This is a genomic window from Pantoea eucalypti (assembly GCF_009646115.1).
Taxonomy (GTDB): Bacteria; Pseudomonadota; Gammaproteobacteria; order Enterobacterales; family Enterobacteriaceae; genus Pantoea; species Pantoea eucalypti.
Map to the genome: position 1 here is coordinate 4,005,481 of NZ_CP045720.1, position 13,733 is coordinate 4,019,213.

Genomic DNA, 13,733 nt, shown 5'->3' on the forward strand with positions numbered 1-13,733 from the left:
GTGCGGGCGATCCCGTTGTATCACCGGCGTTTAAGAAAGCCTCTGCTTCACAGGCGGTTTCACATTGTGCCGTGACGGCGGTTTGTTCTATTCTTTAGGCCATTCCCACCTGGACATCAGACAGTACTACCGACAGGAGTTGACCCAATGGCTTCAGGACTTACACGCCTTATGGCACGCGGCGGCATTATGCTCGCTGGCGCGCTCATCGTGCTGCAACTCACCGCATGCGGTGACAAAGAAGGCGAGCAGCGTAAAGCATTTATTGATTTCCTCCAGAATACCGTGATGCGCAGTGGCGAGCATCTCCCTAGTCTCAGCGAAAACCAGAAGCAAAGCTTTGGCAACTTCGCCAGCGATTACGCCATCATGTACGGCTTTTCGCAGCAGGCGAACAAAGCCGTTGAACAGGGGATGCGTCCGGTGGTGGATGAACTGTCTGCCATTCGCGTTCCGCAGGATTATCTCAGCCGTCGTGATTCCCTGCGTCAGGCCACGAGCGCACTGGTCATTGTTACCCAGCAGATTGAGAGCGCAAAAATGCAGGCGGACAGCAGCAAAGCGGCCCTAAAGCAGACGGATGATCTGAAAAAAGTCTACGACACCGCCTATAACAAAGTGGTGACGGTACCCGCCAATCAGCTGATTCCGCTGCTGCCTAAACTTCAGGCGCTGAGCCAGGCTGCCGTGCAGACCGGCGAATTCCTGCAAACTCAGGGTACCCGCGTCAGCTTCAATGATGGCGGCGTGCAGTTCCCGACGCAGGATCAGGCTTCACAATACAACGCGATAATGAGCACGTTATCCGCGAATGCACAGGCGCTTCCTCAGGCACAAGCGGCCGTTCAGGGTGGCCTGCAGTAAATCTGCTTTATGGGCAGGCGTAGGTCGCCTGCCCGTCTCCACGCCTTTTCTAATCGCATCCGATAGCCTGTCGAATGAAGTGTGATCTGGCGCATTTTCGACCAAAAATAATTTGTGATCTGAGTCACATTTATATAACAAACCCCCGCCCTTTTAGTGTGATCAAACTCACAGATAATCAGCTATCACGCGTAAAAACCAGGCAAAACAACACGTAACCGTTATAAAAATGTGATCAATGTCACGCTAATCACCCCTGCCACCACCCTTAATCAGTGATATAGATCACACTTTTTCCGCGTGCTACGCAGTGCCAAATTCGCGTGATAGAGTCCGCGTGCATACAGTAATACCACCGGCTGCGAGTCGGGGTGGCTAAACAAAAACAAACGCGCTCTCCTATTGCAGCGCGTCTCAATAAGGGGTGGGTTTATGTCCTCATCAGTGAAGGTCAAAGTACAGAGCTTTGGTCGCTTTCTGAGTAATATGGTGATGCCAAACATCGGGGCGTTCATCGCCTGGGGTATCATCACCGCGCTGTTTATTCCAACTGGCTGGATCCCGAACGAAACGCTGGCCAAACTGGTTGGCCCAATGATCACCTACCTGCTGCCACTGCTGATCGGTTTTACCGGTGGGCGTCTGGTGGGCGGCGATCGTGGCGGTGTGGTCGGTGCAATTACGACAATGGGTGTGATTGTCGGTGCGGATATGCCGATGTTCCTCGGTGCAATGATTGCCGGTCCACTGGGCGGCTGGGCAATTAAGTCGTTTGACCGGGCGATTGACGGCAAAATCAAAAGCGGCTTCGAGATGCTGGTTAACAACTTCTCGGCCGGTATTATCGGGATGATTCTGGCACTGCTGGCGTTCCTGGCGATTGGTCCGCTGGTAGAAGGTCTGTCACACATTCTCGCCGCAGGCGTGAATCTGATGGTGCAGAACAACCTGCTGCCGCTGACCTCAATCTTCGTGGAACCGGCAAAAATCCTGTTCCTGAACAACGCCATCAACCACGGGATCTTCTCACCGCTGGGTATCCAGCAAGCCAGTGAGGCGGGCAAGTCGATCTTCTTCCTGATCGAAGCCAACCCGGGTCCGGGTATGGGCGTGCTGATGGCCTACATGTTCTTTGGTCGTGGTAGTGCTAAACAATCTGCAGGCGGTGCGGCAATTATCCACTTCCTTGGCGGCATCCATGAGATCTACTTCCCGTATGTGCTGATGGCGCCTCGCCTGCTGCTGGCGGTCATCCTGGGAGGCATGACGGGTGTCTTCACACTGACCGTGCTGAACGGTGGCCTGGTCTCGCCTGCTTCACCGGGTTCAATCCTGGCGGTGCTGGCGATGACACCAAAGGGTGCCTACTTTGCGAACATCGCTGCCATTGCTGCCGCTTTCGCCGTCTCCTTCGTAGTTTCCGCTATCCTGCTGAAAACCAGCAAGGTTAAAGAAGATGACGATATCGAAGCCGCGACTCAGCGCATGCATGAGATGAAAGCGCAGTCGAAAGGCCAGAGCGTGGCGGGTGCACCCGTCGCCAGCGATGCGATGAGCGTCGAGCTGCATCACGTGCGCAAAATTATCGTCGCCTGTGATGCCGGTATGGGCTCAAGCGCCATGGGTGCAGGTGTTCTGCGTAAGAAAGTGCAGGATGCAGGTCTGAGCAATGTGTCGGTGACGAATACCGCGATCAATGCCCTGCCAGGCGATGTCGATCTGGTGATTACCCATCGTGATCTGACAGAGCGTGCTATTCGCCAGGCTCCGCATGCGCAGCACATCTCGCTGAATAACTTCCTCGACAGTGCGCTCTACAGCACGCTGACCGAACGTCTGGTTGCCGCTAATCGCAGCGACGTGCATCGTCAAACGGTCACCACTGCGCTCTCTGACAGTTACGATGAAGGCAACGCACACCTGTTTAAACTGGGTGCAGATAACGTCTTCCTCGGCCTGACCGCCAGCAACAAAGAACAGGCGATTCGTTTTGCTGGTGAACAGCTGGTGAAAGGCGGTTATGTAGAGCCAGAATATGTTGACGCGATGCTGGCGCGTGAAAAACTGACGCCGACCTACCTCGGTGAGTCGATTGCGGTGCCGCACGGGACCGTTGAAGCGAAAGATCGCGTGCTGAAAACTGGCGTGGTGTTCTGTCAGTATCCGGCAGGCGTCCTGTTTGGCGAAGAGCCAGACGACGTCGCGCGCCTGGTGATTGGTATTGCTGCCCGTAATAACGAGCACATTCAGGTGATTACCAGCCTGACCAATGCGCTGGATGATGACAGCGTGATTGAGAAGCTGGCGAACACCACCCGCGTGCAGGAAGTGCTGGATCTGCTGTCAGGCAAGCCTGCCGTCGCGTAATTCAGAGCAATTCTTTCCCTGGGGCGGTCATGCCCGTCCCGATTTCCTGGGGCGGGTTTGCCCGCCCCATCGTCATTTGATATGGGTCAAAAATTATGAAAGCGTTACATTTCGGAGCAGGAAACATTGGTCGCGGCTTTATCGGCAAATTACTGGCTGATGCAGGTATCGAACTGGTTTTTGCTGATGTGAATCAGACGGTGCTGGATGCACTGAACGCGCGTCATGAGTATCCCGTTCATGTGGTTGGCGAACAGGCCAAAGTGGAAACCGTTAAAGGCGTCAGTGCCGTAAACAGCACCAGCGATGAGATCATCACCCTGGTCTCTGACGTCGATCTTGTTACCACCGCCGTGGGTCCGCAGATTCTGGAGCGTATTGCCGCCAGTGTGGCAAAAGGTCTGGCAAAACGCAGCGACAACGGTAACACCCGTCCATTAAATATCATCGCCTGTGAGAATATGGTGCGCGGCACCAGCCAGCTAAAACAGCATGTGCTGAAGGCGCTGCCGGCGCAGTATCACGCCTGGCTGGAAGAGCATGTCGGCTTTGTGGATTCCGCTGTCGATCGCATCGTGCCCCCTTCTGAAGCAGGCAGCACCGATCCACTGGAAGTGACCGTTGAAACCTTTAGCGAATGGATCGTCGATCAAACCCAGTTTAAAGGTGACCTGCCAGCCATTCCTGGCATGGAACTGACCGACAATCTGATGGCCTTTGTTGAGCGTAAACTCTTCACCCTGAACACCGGTCACGCCATTACCGCCTACCTCGGCCAGCTGGCGGGTCACCAGACCATTCGTGACGCCATCCTTGATGAAAAAATCCGGGCCGTAGTGAAAGGCGCAATGGAAGAGAGTGGCGCGGTACTGATTAAACGTTACGGTTTTGATGCGGAAAAACATGCGGCCTATATCCAGAAAATACTGGGTCGTTTTGAAAATCCTTATCTGAAAGATGATGTTGAGCGCGTAGGCCGTCAGCCGCTGCGTAAACTCAGCGCGGGCGATCGCCTGATTAAGCCCACGCTGGGCACAATGGAGTATGGTTTACCGCACGCCAGCCTGGTGCAGGGTATTGCTGCTGCCATGCACTATCACAGCGATCAGGACCCGCAGGCACAGGAACTGGCCGCGCTGCTGGCAGAAAAAGGCCCGCAGGCTACGCTGGCTGAGATTTCAGGACTGGATGCCGACAGCGAAGTGGTGGCTTCTGTGGTGAGCGCCTGGCACGCTATGGCATAATGCGCACGTGTTAGTGACGCAAGCCGGGCGCAGTTCGCCTGCGCCCAACGGCGGTATTGAACCCATGCAGGCAATAATGGAAGAGAAGCAGGCTTTTGAGAACCGGGTGCTTGAGCGCCTGAACGCCGGTCGTTCGGTGAGAAGCTTTCTGATCGCCGCCGTTGAGCTATTGGCTGAAGCCGTCAATCTGCTGGTGCTGCAGGTGTTCCGCAAAGATGACTATGCGGTTAAATATGCCGTAGAACCGCTGCTGCTGGGTAATGGCCCTTTGGGCGAACTCTCGGTTCGCCTGAAGCTGATTTACGGACTTGGCGTCATCAGCCGGCACGAATATGAAGATGGTGAACTGCTGCTGGCGCTGCGCGAAGAGCTGAATCACGACCACGGCGATTATCGTTTTACTGACGACGAGATTCTCGGCCCGTTTGGGGAACTGCACTGTGTCACGGCCTGGCCACCCGCGCCGGTGTTTAATACTGAAGATCCCGAGCTGCGCAGTATGCAGCAGCAGCGCTATCTGCAGATGGTGCGCTCCACCATGGTCCTGTCACTCACCGAGCTGATCGCGCGCATCAGTATGAAGCAGGCGTTTAAAAAGTCCGGTAGCTGATCCTGTCAGGCGCCATCACGGCGCCTTTTTCGTCTTAACCTGAACGGGAATATGCGCCAGATTTGGTGTATCCTTGCCCTGTTTTCCTCAACGAGTTGTTGTCATGAAAGAGCAAGAAAAGAACGAAATCAAACTTCTCAGCGATAAGCTGGACGCATTGAACCGCAAAGAACCGCAGCTACTTGAATCGGGTGATGTCGAGAAACTGGGCGCGTTGCTGAAAGAGAAAGAAGCGCTGGTCATTGAGATTGAGCGCCTGCGCGGTCAGCGGGTTGAAAAACTCAGTGCCGAAGCGCAGAAGCTGCAGAAAATGGGCTTCAGCCGCGAAATTACCAAGAAAGAGCAGGCAAATCTGGGCGCGCTGAAAAAAAGCGTGCGCGGCCTGGTGGTGGTGCATCCAATGACCGCGCTGGGACGTGAGATGGGTCTGACAGCGATGACCGGCTTCGCTAAAACCGCATTCTGACGGAGTCGATCAGGCAGCTGCCTGATCGACATCGGCTTTGCGTTCGCCAGCGGCGGCGTACACCTGCTCCGCCAGCGCATCCAGCAGTTCATAGCGACGGCGATACTCTGCCCGCTTCTTACTGGCGATCTCCTCCAGTGTCTTGCGCGGCAGGCTCAGCGGCAGAGTAAACATCCCATCTTTGCGCGCTTCACCGCTCAGCGACAGCCAGAATTCACTGTAGCTGGCAAAGAACTTATCCCCTTTGCTATGGCGATAACGCAGACTGCGGAAGACATGTGTCTCATCACCTACCGCCAGAATATTTTCCACACCGCACTGCTTCGCAACAATAAATACCGCTTCCATTAACAGACGCTTTGGAAAGAGACCGTGAGCCGCTTTGGTCGCCTCGCGGATCATCTCATTATTGATATGTTTCCGCGGCCCCTGTAGTCCACCAATTAACAGGGTGCGCTGGCTATTTTCGTTGAGAATAGAAAATGAGAGCGACGCAATAATTTCGTCGTTATAACGCAATACCAGTGTCACTTCCCCTTCCCGGTCGAAATAACCAGAGCTGCACGAGAGGATAAAGTTTTCGCCATTTTTACCGGTCAGTGTGGCCAGTGGATTATCCGTAGCGCTTTGCAACAGCTGGCGCAGCATAGGATTTTCCAGATTATTCATCAGGCTGTAATGATCAAGTATCGCCTGCGCACGTGCTGCAATGCTCAGTCCTGAACGCAGATAGGGCCGGTGCAGCTTAGCGGGCAACAATCCCTGCGTGCTCATCAGCAGCGGGAGTTGCGGTAAATGCGACAACGCGTGCAGATAATGCAGCGTCGTCAGTGGCGATATTAAGGTTCTTAACACAAATTTCAGGCGGAAACGTTTACTTTTCCAGAGTTTATCCGGAACATATTTCCCGCTAATTAACTGAAAAAAAAGAGAAGCAGAGGATTCGGTCGTATTTTCCTGAGTAGTTATAATTGACATAGTCAGCGACACACAATGAGTTAAACAAGAATGTCACTGAAAATAACATAGTCAATATCAACGGCAGGTTAATGCGGAATAACATTAAAACTCATATCTGATGACTTCGGGTCCGAATCTGGAATACACAAAATAGAGATAAAAAAAACCGGCGAAATAAATTTCACCGGTTTATCTTCATTGCGTTTACGCTTTGTTAACTTACTGAGCAGCAGCGAAGCGGGCTGCCGCTTCGTCCCAGTTAACCACGTTCCAGAACGCTTTGATGTAGTCAGGACGCTTGTTCTGATACTTCAGATAGTAAGCGTGTTCCCACACATCCAGACCGATGATCGGGAAGCCAGAAACGCCGGCAACCGCTTCACCCATCAGCGGGTTATCCTGGTTTGCGGTAGAAACCACAGCCAGTTTGTCGCCTTTCTTAACCAGCCATGCCCAGCCAGAACCGAAACGGGTCGCAGCGGCTTTCTCGAACTCTTCCTGGAATTTTTCCACGCTACCGAAATCTTTCTCGATAGCCGCTTTCAGGTCACCCTGCAGCGTGGTACCGGTTTTCAGGCCTTTCCAGAACAGGCTGTGGTTAGCGTGACCGCCTGCGTTGTTACGCAGTGGGCCTTTTTTGTCTGCTGGCAGCTGATCCAGTTTGGTGATCAGCTCTTCTACCGGCAGATTAGCAAATTCAGTACCTTCCAGCGCGGCGTTAGCGTTGTTCACATAGGTCTGGTGGTGTTTGGTGTGATGGATCTCCATCGTCTGCTTGTCGAAATGCGGTTCCAGTGCGTCGTATGCGTAAGGCAGGGATGGCAGTGAATAACTCATGTTCTTCCTCTCCATTTAGTTTGAGCAGCACGACGAATTCGGGACGTGCCGCGTAAGCAGTCGAATCATTATAGTTAAATTCATGTAGCGTAAAAGGGTAATCAATGCCCTATTAACCATAAGGATTTGCGAAAGCCGGCATTAGCAACCCGTTGTTTTTACAGTGTGCTGATGCTGGCTCTGCCTTTTCAGACGTGCCAGGCAGGGAGAGCAGCACGCTGATGCCAGGCTATCAGCCAGCACGCCTCCCGCCTGAACGCCGCGTCGGCCCTGCTCTGCGCGTTACTGACCCAGCTCGCGCAGGGCGCTGTCGAGTGCGCCAACCAGCCAGTCGATATCGCTCTCCTGGAAAGCCAGTGGTGGACGCAGTTTCAGCACATTCCCATACGGACCGGCGACCGAGGTGAGCACACGATGTTCACGAAGCTTCTCAATCAAATCCAGCGCCAGCGTTTTGTCCGGCGTTTTGCTGTGACGATCGGTGACCAGTTCAAAGCCGATAAACAGTCCGGCACCGCGCACATCCCCCACACACTCATAGCGATCCATCAGGGTTCGCAGCTCAGCCAGAAGCTTCGCGCCGACCACGCGGCTGTGTTCCTGTAATCCCTCTTCGGTAATCACGTTCAGCACCGCCTGCGCCGCCGCCATCGCGACCGGATTCCCCCCAAAGGTATTGAAGTAGGGAATCGAATCGCTGAAGGCTGCCAGCACATCACTTTTTGCCAGCAGTCCGGAAACCGGAATGCCATTGCCCATCGGCTTGCCAGTGGTAATCACATCAGGCACCACATCGTGGCGACCAAAGCCCCAGAACGCGTCGCCAGTTCGGCCAAAGCCAGGCTGAACTTCGTCGGCAATAAAAATGCCGCCGTTGGCATGCACCACCTCAATCGCTTTTTTCAGGAAGCCGCGTGGATTGGGCAGAACGCCGTCCGAGGAGAAAATCGAGTCCGCCAGGAAACCGGCAAATTTAATGCCGTGCGCCGCCATGTCATCAATCTGCTGCTGAATCTGGTCTGCGAACCAGTCACCCAGGTCGGGCGCATCCACACGGTAGGCATCTGGCGGCATCACCAGCCGCGTGGTCGGTGCCAGTGGCTGTCCACTGCCCAGTGCCGGAGACGCGCCGGAGGTCAGCTCACTGGTGCCGTGATAGGCCTCTTTACTGACGATAATACCGGTACCGCCGCTGAACGCGCGCGCCACGCGAATCGCCAGATCGTTGGCTTCCGATCCGGTGCACATGTACATCGCGCGATCGATCGCCGCAGGTGTCGTTGCCAGCAGCGCTTCACTGTAATCCAGAATCTTTTCATGCAGGTAACGCGTGTGGGTGTTCAGCATTTTCATCTGCTGCGTCACCGCCTCAATCACGGCCGGATGGCAATGACCAATGCTCGCCACGTTGTTGTAAACGTCGAGATATTTATCGCCCGCTGCGTCCCACAGATATTGCCCTTCACCCCGCACCAGATGAACCGGTTTGCGATAGAACAGCCGATAGGATTCGCCAAGCACTTTGCTGCGTTTATCGGTCAGTTTGCGTGTGTCACTGTCGAGCGCATCGGCATGTTCAGCACGAAAACTGTTGGTATCCATAATGGTGGAACGCGTGGCCATATTGACTCCCGTTACAAGGATGAAGGAAGAAGAGCGGACTCCTGTATCATGCCTGCCTGAATCTAAAATGCAACAAAATACACAAAAGCAATAAAATACACATGACGCCGTCAAGCCGCCGCGCTAAGCTTGCTCTCTGATCCAGACAGAATCTTTCGCGTCACTGGCGTATCATCCATGCTCTTCGCGCTTTATAAGGATTTCTCTATGCTGCAGGAAACGCGCCTTCATCGCATCCGTGCCTTACTGACCCGGCTAAACCAGGTCAGTACCGAGCGCATTATCAGGGAGCTGGGGGTGTCACGCGAAACCGCGCGCCGCGACATCATTGAGATGGAAGCGCTGGGTCTGGCACGCCGCGTCCACGGTGGCCTGGTGGCCATTGAAACCCAGGCTGAACCGCCGCTCACGGAACGTCGCAGCACCCAGACCCGGGAGAAACGCGCAATCGCCCGCGCCGCTGCGCAATTGCTGCAGCCCGGACAGACGCTGTTTCTTGATGCGGGCAGCACCACCACGCTGCTGGCAGAGGAGTTACACGCCCTTTCCGGCCTGACGATAGTGACCAACAGCCTGCAGGCCGCGCTGGCACTGAGCGCTGGAGAAGAAAACCAGCCGTTGAATAATCAGATTATTTTGCTGGGTGGGACGATGTCGGCGGGTGCGCAACAGACGCGCGGCGAAATCACCGTTGGCGAGATTATCCGCTACCGAGCCGATGTCGCGCTGCTGTCGCCAGTGGGGATTGACGCAGAGTGCGGTGGCAGCAGTTTTCACCCGCACGAAGCGGCTATCGCCAGAGCAATGGTGCAGCAATCCGCTGCCTGCTATCTGCTGGCCGATCACACCAAACTCGGCGTGGTCAGCCGCACGGTTTACGCGCCGCCGCAGGCGATCTCCCTGCTGATTACTGACAGTGGCGGCGACAACGGTGCCGCACTTGAGGCGTTGCAGCAGACATTGCCAGCGGTAATGGTGGTTTAACGCAGACGCTGAGGATGGCTGTAGACTGTGGCGCGGCCAGGTTTACTGAATCCAACCAGCGTCAGGTTGCAGCGCTCAGCCACCTCAACCGCCAGGCGGGTCGCCGCCGAGACCGCAAACAGGATCTCCACGCCGCACATGGCAGACTTCTGCACCATTTCATAGCTGGCGCGGCTGGAGACCAGCACCGCGCCCGGTCCCCACGCAGCCTGACTGCGATAACCCAGCAACTTATCCAGTGCCACATGGCGCCCCACATCTTCACAGCCACCCGCCAGTTGACCATCAGGCTGGATCCACGCAGCAGCATGGGTGCAGCCCGTTTTCTGTCCGACCGGCTGATAATCTTTCAGCTGGCCCAGCGCCCGATCCAGGTGGTCCAGCGCGAAGGTCTGGGTAAACGGCAGCGGAGAGAGCGGCTTGCCAATCTGGTCCAGCTGTTCAACACCGCACACGCCGCAGCCGGTCCGGCCTGCCAGCGCGCGACGCTGTTCTTTCAGCGCCATAAAGCGGCGGCTGGACAGCTCAATCTGCACCTCAATACCGTGACAGCCCGGCACAATATCCATGCCGAAAATGTCGCCAGGTGCGTCGATAATGCCCTCTGATAGCGAAAAGCCCAGCGCAAAAGCCTCCAGGTCTTTGGGCGTGGTCATCATCACCACGTGTGATATATCGTTATAGACCAGCGCCACCGGAACTTCGTCTGCCAGCCAGTCATCCTGTGCATCGGTCAGACTGGCGCGCTGCCACACCTGCGTCCTGCTAACGCCGGTTTGAATTGTTAAATCTTCGCCTGAATCAGGCTGGATAGCTTTCAAAAATATGACCTGTTGTTAAGAGATGATCTCATTCGGTGCCCGGTAATGCAGAGCATAGACGCGCTCTGATTCTGCCTTTTAGCCCCCGAGAGCGCAAATAAACAGCGAGGCAATTGATGCGGTTTCTTCAGTGAAAATAACTGTCGCCCTGCCTGCTGGCGGCCCCATGAGAAAAGGTCTTTTTCATGTGTTAACGCCGGGAAAATCTGCAAATCACTGGGGTGTTAATGCGGATGTTTTGGGGAACCCGAAACACATGCCAATCCGTCGCCTTACCCTTTAACGGGCCAGAGAGATTCATCAGATTACAGTGAATAAAGAGGCAGGAGACACCCGTAAAAAGAACTTTGGTCAGAAGAGTCTGTTCTGGACTGCTATCATCAGCTTAGTACTGCCGCCTGCCAGCGGCATTGTGATCCGGGGACCGTACTTTTCAGATGCCTTTGTCATTCCGCTGAGTCGGCTGGCACTGATTGTGCATTCTGTTTCGGCAGTGACGCTGATCATCGTGATTATGGTGCCCGCTTATGCCGCATTATGGGTCAGAGGCACACTGGCCGCGAGGGTAGAAAGCTGAATATGCTCTTAATGAGCCAGACAGCATTATCCTTGTGGATATCGTGAGCGGCGTAATTCGCCAATAAAACAGGAAAAACGCCCCTGATGAGTATTCGTATAATCCCGCAGGATCCGCTGGAGAAAGGCGAAAAAACAACGGAGGAGATGATTCCGCCGTTACTTTTTCCACGGTTGAAAAATTTATACAGCCGTCGTGCCGCGCGACTTCGCGATCTTGCGGCGAAAAATCCACTCGGCGATTATCTGCGCTTTGCGGCGGTGATCGCTGAAGCGCAGGAAATTGTGCTGTATGACCATCCTCTGCATCTCGATCTGCATGCCCGACTGACGCAGAGCGCCAGCGAGGGCAAGCCACCGCTGAACATCCATACTCTGCCGCGCGATCCACACTGGCAACGGCTGCTGCACTCGCTGATTGCTGAGCTGAAGCCGGAGATGAGCGGTCAGGCGCTGGCGGTGCTGGAGAATCTGGAGAAGGCCTCAGCCACAGAGCTGGAGACACTGGCCGGTGCGCTGTTTACCGGCGAGTATGCACAGGTGAGCAACGATAAAGCGCCCTTTATCTGGGCAGCACTCTCGCTCTACTGGGCGCAGATGGCAGCCCTGATACCCGGTAAGGCACACGCTGAAATGGGGAATCAGCGTCAGTTCTGTCCGGTCTGCGCCAGTATGCCGGTCGCCAGCATCGTTCATATGGGCAGTCATGAAAGCGCGCGTTATCTGCACTGCAATCTGTGCGAAAGTGAATGGCATGTCGTGGGCAGCAAATGTACCCAGTGCGAACAGTCCCGTGACCTGCACTACTGGTCGCTCAGCAGCGAGAAAGCAGCCGTGAAGGCGGAAAGCTGTGGCGACTGCGGCACCTATCTGAAGATGCTCTATCAGGAGAACGATCCGGCCATTGAACCGGTGGCCGATGACCTGGCGTCGCTGATACTGGATGCAAAAATGGAGCAGGAAGGCTTCGCGCGCAGCAGTCTCAATCCTTTTATGTTTCCTGGCGAATAGTCACTGAATCCGGAGAACCTGATGAAACTGATTGGCAGCTATACCAGCCCGTTTGTGCGTAAGATTTCGATTATCCTGTTGGAAAAAGGCATCACGTTTGAATTCGTTAATGCATCGCCTTACAGCGATGACAGTCACGTGCCGCACTACAATCCGCTGGGCAAAGTTCCGGCGCTGGTCGCTGACGATAAGCAAATCTGGTTCGACTCCAGCATCATCGCGGAATTTCTGGAACTGCGCGGTGAGGAGCCGGCCCTGTTGCCTGCCGATCCGCTTAAGTCGCTCAACATCCGTCAGCTGGAGAAGCTGGCAGATGGCGTCAGCGATGCTGCGCTGGTGATTGTTCGCGAGCAGATGCGTCCGGGTAATTTGCAGTCCGAAGAGGTCCTGCTGCGTAACCGTGAAAAGATTAAGCGCAGCCTCGACATGCTGGAAGCCGTGGCCGCTGAAGGAAAATGGCTGAACAACGGCCAGCTCAGTCTGGCGGATATCGCCACCGGCTGCATGATCGGCTATCTCAATTTCCGCCGCGTGGTGCCAAACTGGTGTGTCGAACGACCGGCGCTGGTGAAGCTGGCGGAAACGCTGTTTCAGCGCGAGAGCTTTGCGCGGACAACGCCGCCTGCGGCGTGATGGGTGCTGTAGCTGGCAGGTGGCTGGATTCAAAGATGCGGTTTTGGGGCTAATTGTCTAATCCAGCTCTGAAGCGCGCCGTTCTTTCTGAGGACGTCCTTATATCTGACTTTCTGAGACACAAGTAACTGGCTGACTATCTTTGATAGCGGCCTGTTATTTTTTGGGATGTATGCAGTATACGCAGAATACGAACCCCATCTGTTTCAGCCACATAGAGAATGATAAAGGGAAAGCGTGGGACTGCCAGCTTACGCTGTTTTTCTGTGCTGACTTTCGTGCCCGCCAGGGGGTTTTCGCTAAGCAGACTGGCCATACGGATAAACTTAACGTCTGTTGCACTGGCTACCCGTACGCCAGCCTCACGATACAGATAACGAAATATCGTCTCCCTGTCCGCCTGCGCCTGTTTTTCCCATTGAACGGCTGATATCACAATGTTCCCCGCGCGGCCTGCGCTTTCAGCTCTTCCATGCGGGCATTCATTTCATCGTTACTGATGAACTCACTTTCACCGGCATCATAACGACTGAACGCCGCCGTTATTTGCTCTTCCAGCCATGCATCATGTTTACCCTCCTGATATTGCCGCTCTTCAGCAGCCAGCTCTTCCGCTCGCTGACGCATAACCTCAGTCAGCGTCTTCTTCTGGCGCTCGGCTGCCCGCATGGCGAGTCGTTTAACGTCGTCATCGATTCTGAAGTGGATAGTGCTCATGGCCGGACTCTCGTGTGGTG

Annotated in this window: 14 protein-coding genes and 1 pseudogene; 9 read left to right on the forward strand and 6 right to left on the reverse strand. The window is 54.9% G+C overall.

The features are described 5' to 3' along the window. Window positions 1–147: 147 nt before the first annotated feature. The 5 genes from EE896_RS18620 to EE896_RS18640 all read left to right on the forward strand — a co-directional run bounded on the left by EE896_RS18620 (window position 148) and on the right by EE896_RS18640 (window position 5,551). Window positions 148–864: a DUF3053 domain-containing protein gene (locus tag EE896_RS18620; protein WP_008926411.1), complete on the forward strand. Its 717-nt coding sequence runs from the start codon at window positions 148–150 to the stop codon at window positions 862–864. Window positions 865–1,296: 432 nt separating this feature from the next. Beyond that, a complete protein-coding gene (locus EE896_RS18625; RefSeq protein ID WP_003848039.1) occupies window positions 1,297–3,231 on the forward strand; it encodes a PTS mannitol transporter subunit IICBA in 1,935 nt (644 codons plus the stop codon). Window positions 3,232–3,326: 95 nt separating this feature from the next. After that, on the forward strand, window positions 3,327–4,475 hold the full coding sequence (gene mtlD, locus EE896_RS18630) for a mannitol-1-phosphate 5-dehydrogenase (RefSeq protein ID WP_140916058.1): 1,149 nt from the start codon (window positions 3,327–3,329) through the stop codon (window positions 4,473–4,475). 64 nt (window positions 4,476–4,539) lie between these two features. Then, complete coding sequence (gene mtlR / locus EE896_RS18635) at window positions 4,540–5,085, forward strand: mannitol operon repressor MtlR (protein WP_181162247.1); 546 nt, start codon at window positions 4,540–4,542, stop codon at window positions 5,083–5,085. A gap of 103 nt (window positions 5,086–5,188) precedes the next feature. Beyond that, the gene (locus EE896_RS18640) at window positions 5,189–5,551 is read left to right on the forward strand and encodes a YibL family ribosome-associated protein (RefSeq protein ID WP_003848030.1); all 363 of its coding nucleotides are present in this window, start codon (window positions 5,189–5,191) and stop codon (window positions 5,549–5,551) included. 9 nt (window positions 5,552–5,560) lie between these two features. Here EE896_RS18640 and EE896_RS18645 read toward each other — a convergent pair whose 3' ends face one another. The 3 genes from EE896_RS18645 to EE896_RS18655 all read right to left on the reverse strand — a co-directional run bounded on the left by EE896_RS18645 (window position 5,561) and on the right by EE896_RS18655 (window position 8,971). Continuing rightward, window positions 5,561–6,529 (reverse strand): VirK/YbjX family protein, encoded by a 969-nt coding sequence (locus EE896_RS18645; RefSeq protein ID WP_003848028.1) that lies wholly within the window; start codon window positions 6,527–6,529, stop codon window positions 5,561–5,563. Between the two features lie 201 nt (window positions 6,530–6,730). After that, window positions 6,731–7,348: a superoxide dismutase [Mn] gene (gene sodA, locus EE896_RS18650; RefSeq protein ID WP_008926407.1), complete on the reverse strand. Its 618-nt coding sequence runs from the start codon at window positions 7,346–7,348 to the stop codon at window positions 6,731–6,733. Between the two features lie 282 nt (window positions 7,349–7,630). After that, window positions 7,631–8,971 carry an aspartate aminotransferase family protein gene (locus EE896_RS18655; protein WP_003849706.1) on the reverse strand — a complete coding sequence of 447 codons (1,341 nt, stop codon included), beginning with the start codon at window positions 8,969–8,971 and terminating at the stop codon, window positions 7,631–7,633. 207 nt (window positions 8,972–9,178) lie between these two features. On the opposite strand from EE896_RS18655, the gene EE896_RS18660 reads away from it, so the two are divergent. Continuing rightward, a complete protein-coding gene (locus tag EE896_RS18660; protein ID WP_003849703.1) occupies window positions 9,179–9,955 on the forward strand; it encodes a DeoR/GlpR family DNA-binding transcription regulator in 777 nt (258 codons plus the stop codon). Here EE896_RS18660 and fdhD read toward each other — a convergent pair. Next, complete coding sequence (gene fdhD, locus EE896_RS18665; RefSeq protein ID WP_003849700.1) at window positions 9,952–10,776, reverse strand: formate dehydrogenase accessory sulfurtransferase FdhD; 825 nt, start codon at window positions 10,774–10,776, stop codon at window positions 9,952–9,954. The genes EE896_RS18660 and fdhD overlap by 4 nt on opposite strands. Before the next feature lie 286 nt (window positions 10,777–11,062). On the opposite strand from fdhD, the pseudogene EE896_RS18670 reads away from it, so the two are divergent. From EE896_RS18670 to EE896_RS18680, 3 genes and pseudogenes are all read left to right on the forward strand, one after another. Then, window positions 11,063–11,440, forward strand: a pseudogene (locus EE896_RS18670) (cytochrome b family protein); the annotation flags it as partial. Then, window positions 11,440–12,363: a formate dehydrogenase accessory protein FdhE gene (fdhE, locus tag EE896_RS18675; protein ID WP_003849696.1), complete on the forward strand. Its 924-nt coding sequence runs from the start codon at window positions 11,440–11,442 to the stop codon at window positions 12,361–12,363. The pseudogene EE896_RS18670 and the gene fdhE, both read left to right, overlap by 1 nt. A gap of 21 nt (window positions 12,364–12,384) precedes the next feature. Beyond that, complete coding sequence (locus EE896_RS18680) at window positions 12,385–12,996, forward strand: glutathione S-transferase (protein WP_003849694.1); 612 nt, start codon at window positions 12,385–12,387, stop codon at window positions 12,994–12,996. A gap of 136 nt (window positions 12,997–13,132) precedes the next feature. Here the strand turns inward: EE896_RS18680 and EE896_RS18685 are convergent, their stop codons facing one another. Both EE896_RS18685 and EE896_RS18690 read right to left on the reverse strand, forming a co-directional pair. After that, window positions 13,133–13,432 carry a type II toxin-antitoxin system RelE/ParE family toxin gene (locus EE896_RS18685; protein WP_008926405.1) on the reverse strand — a complete coding sequence of 100 codons (300 nt, stop codon included), beginning with the start codon at window positions 13,430–13,432 and terminating at the stop codon, window positions 13,133–13,135. Then, on the reverse strand, window positions 13,429–13,713 hold the full coding sequence (locus EE896_RS18690; protein ID WP_033743358.1) for a damage-inducible protein J: 285 nt from the start codon (window positions 13,711–13,713) through the stop codon (window positions 13,429–13,431). Before EE896_RS18690 ends, EE896_RS18685 begins: the two co-directional genes overlap by 4 nt. Between the last annotated feature and the right edge of the window lie 20 nt (window positions 13,714–13,733).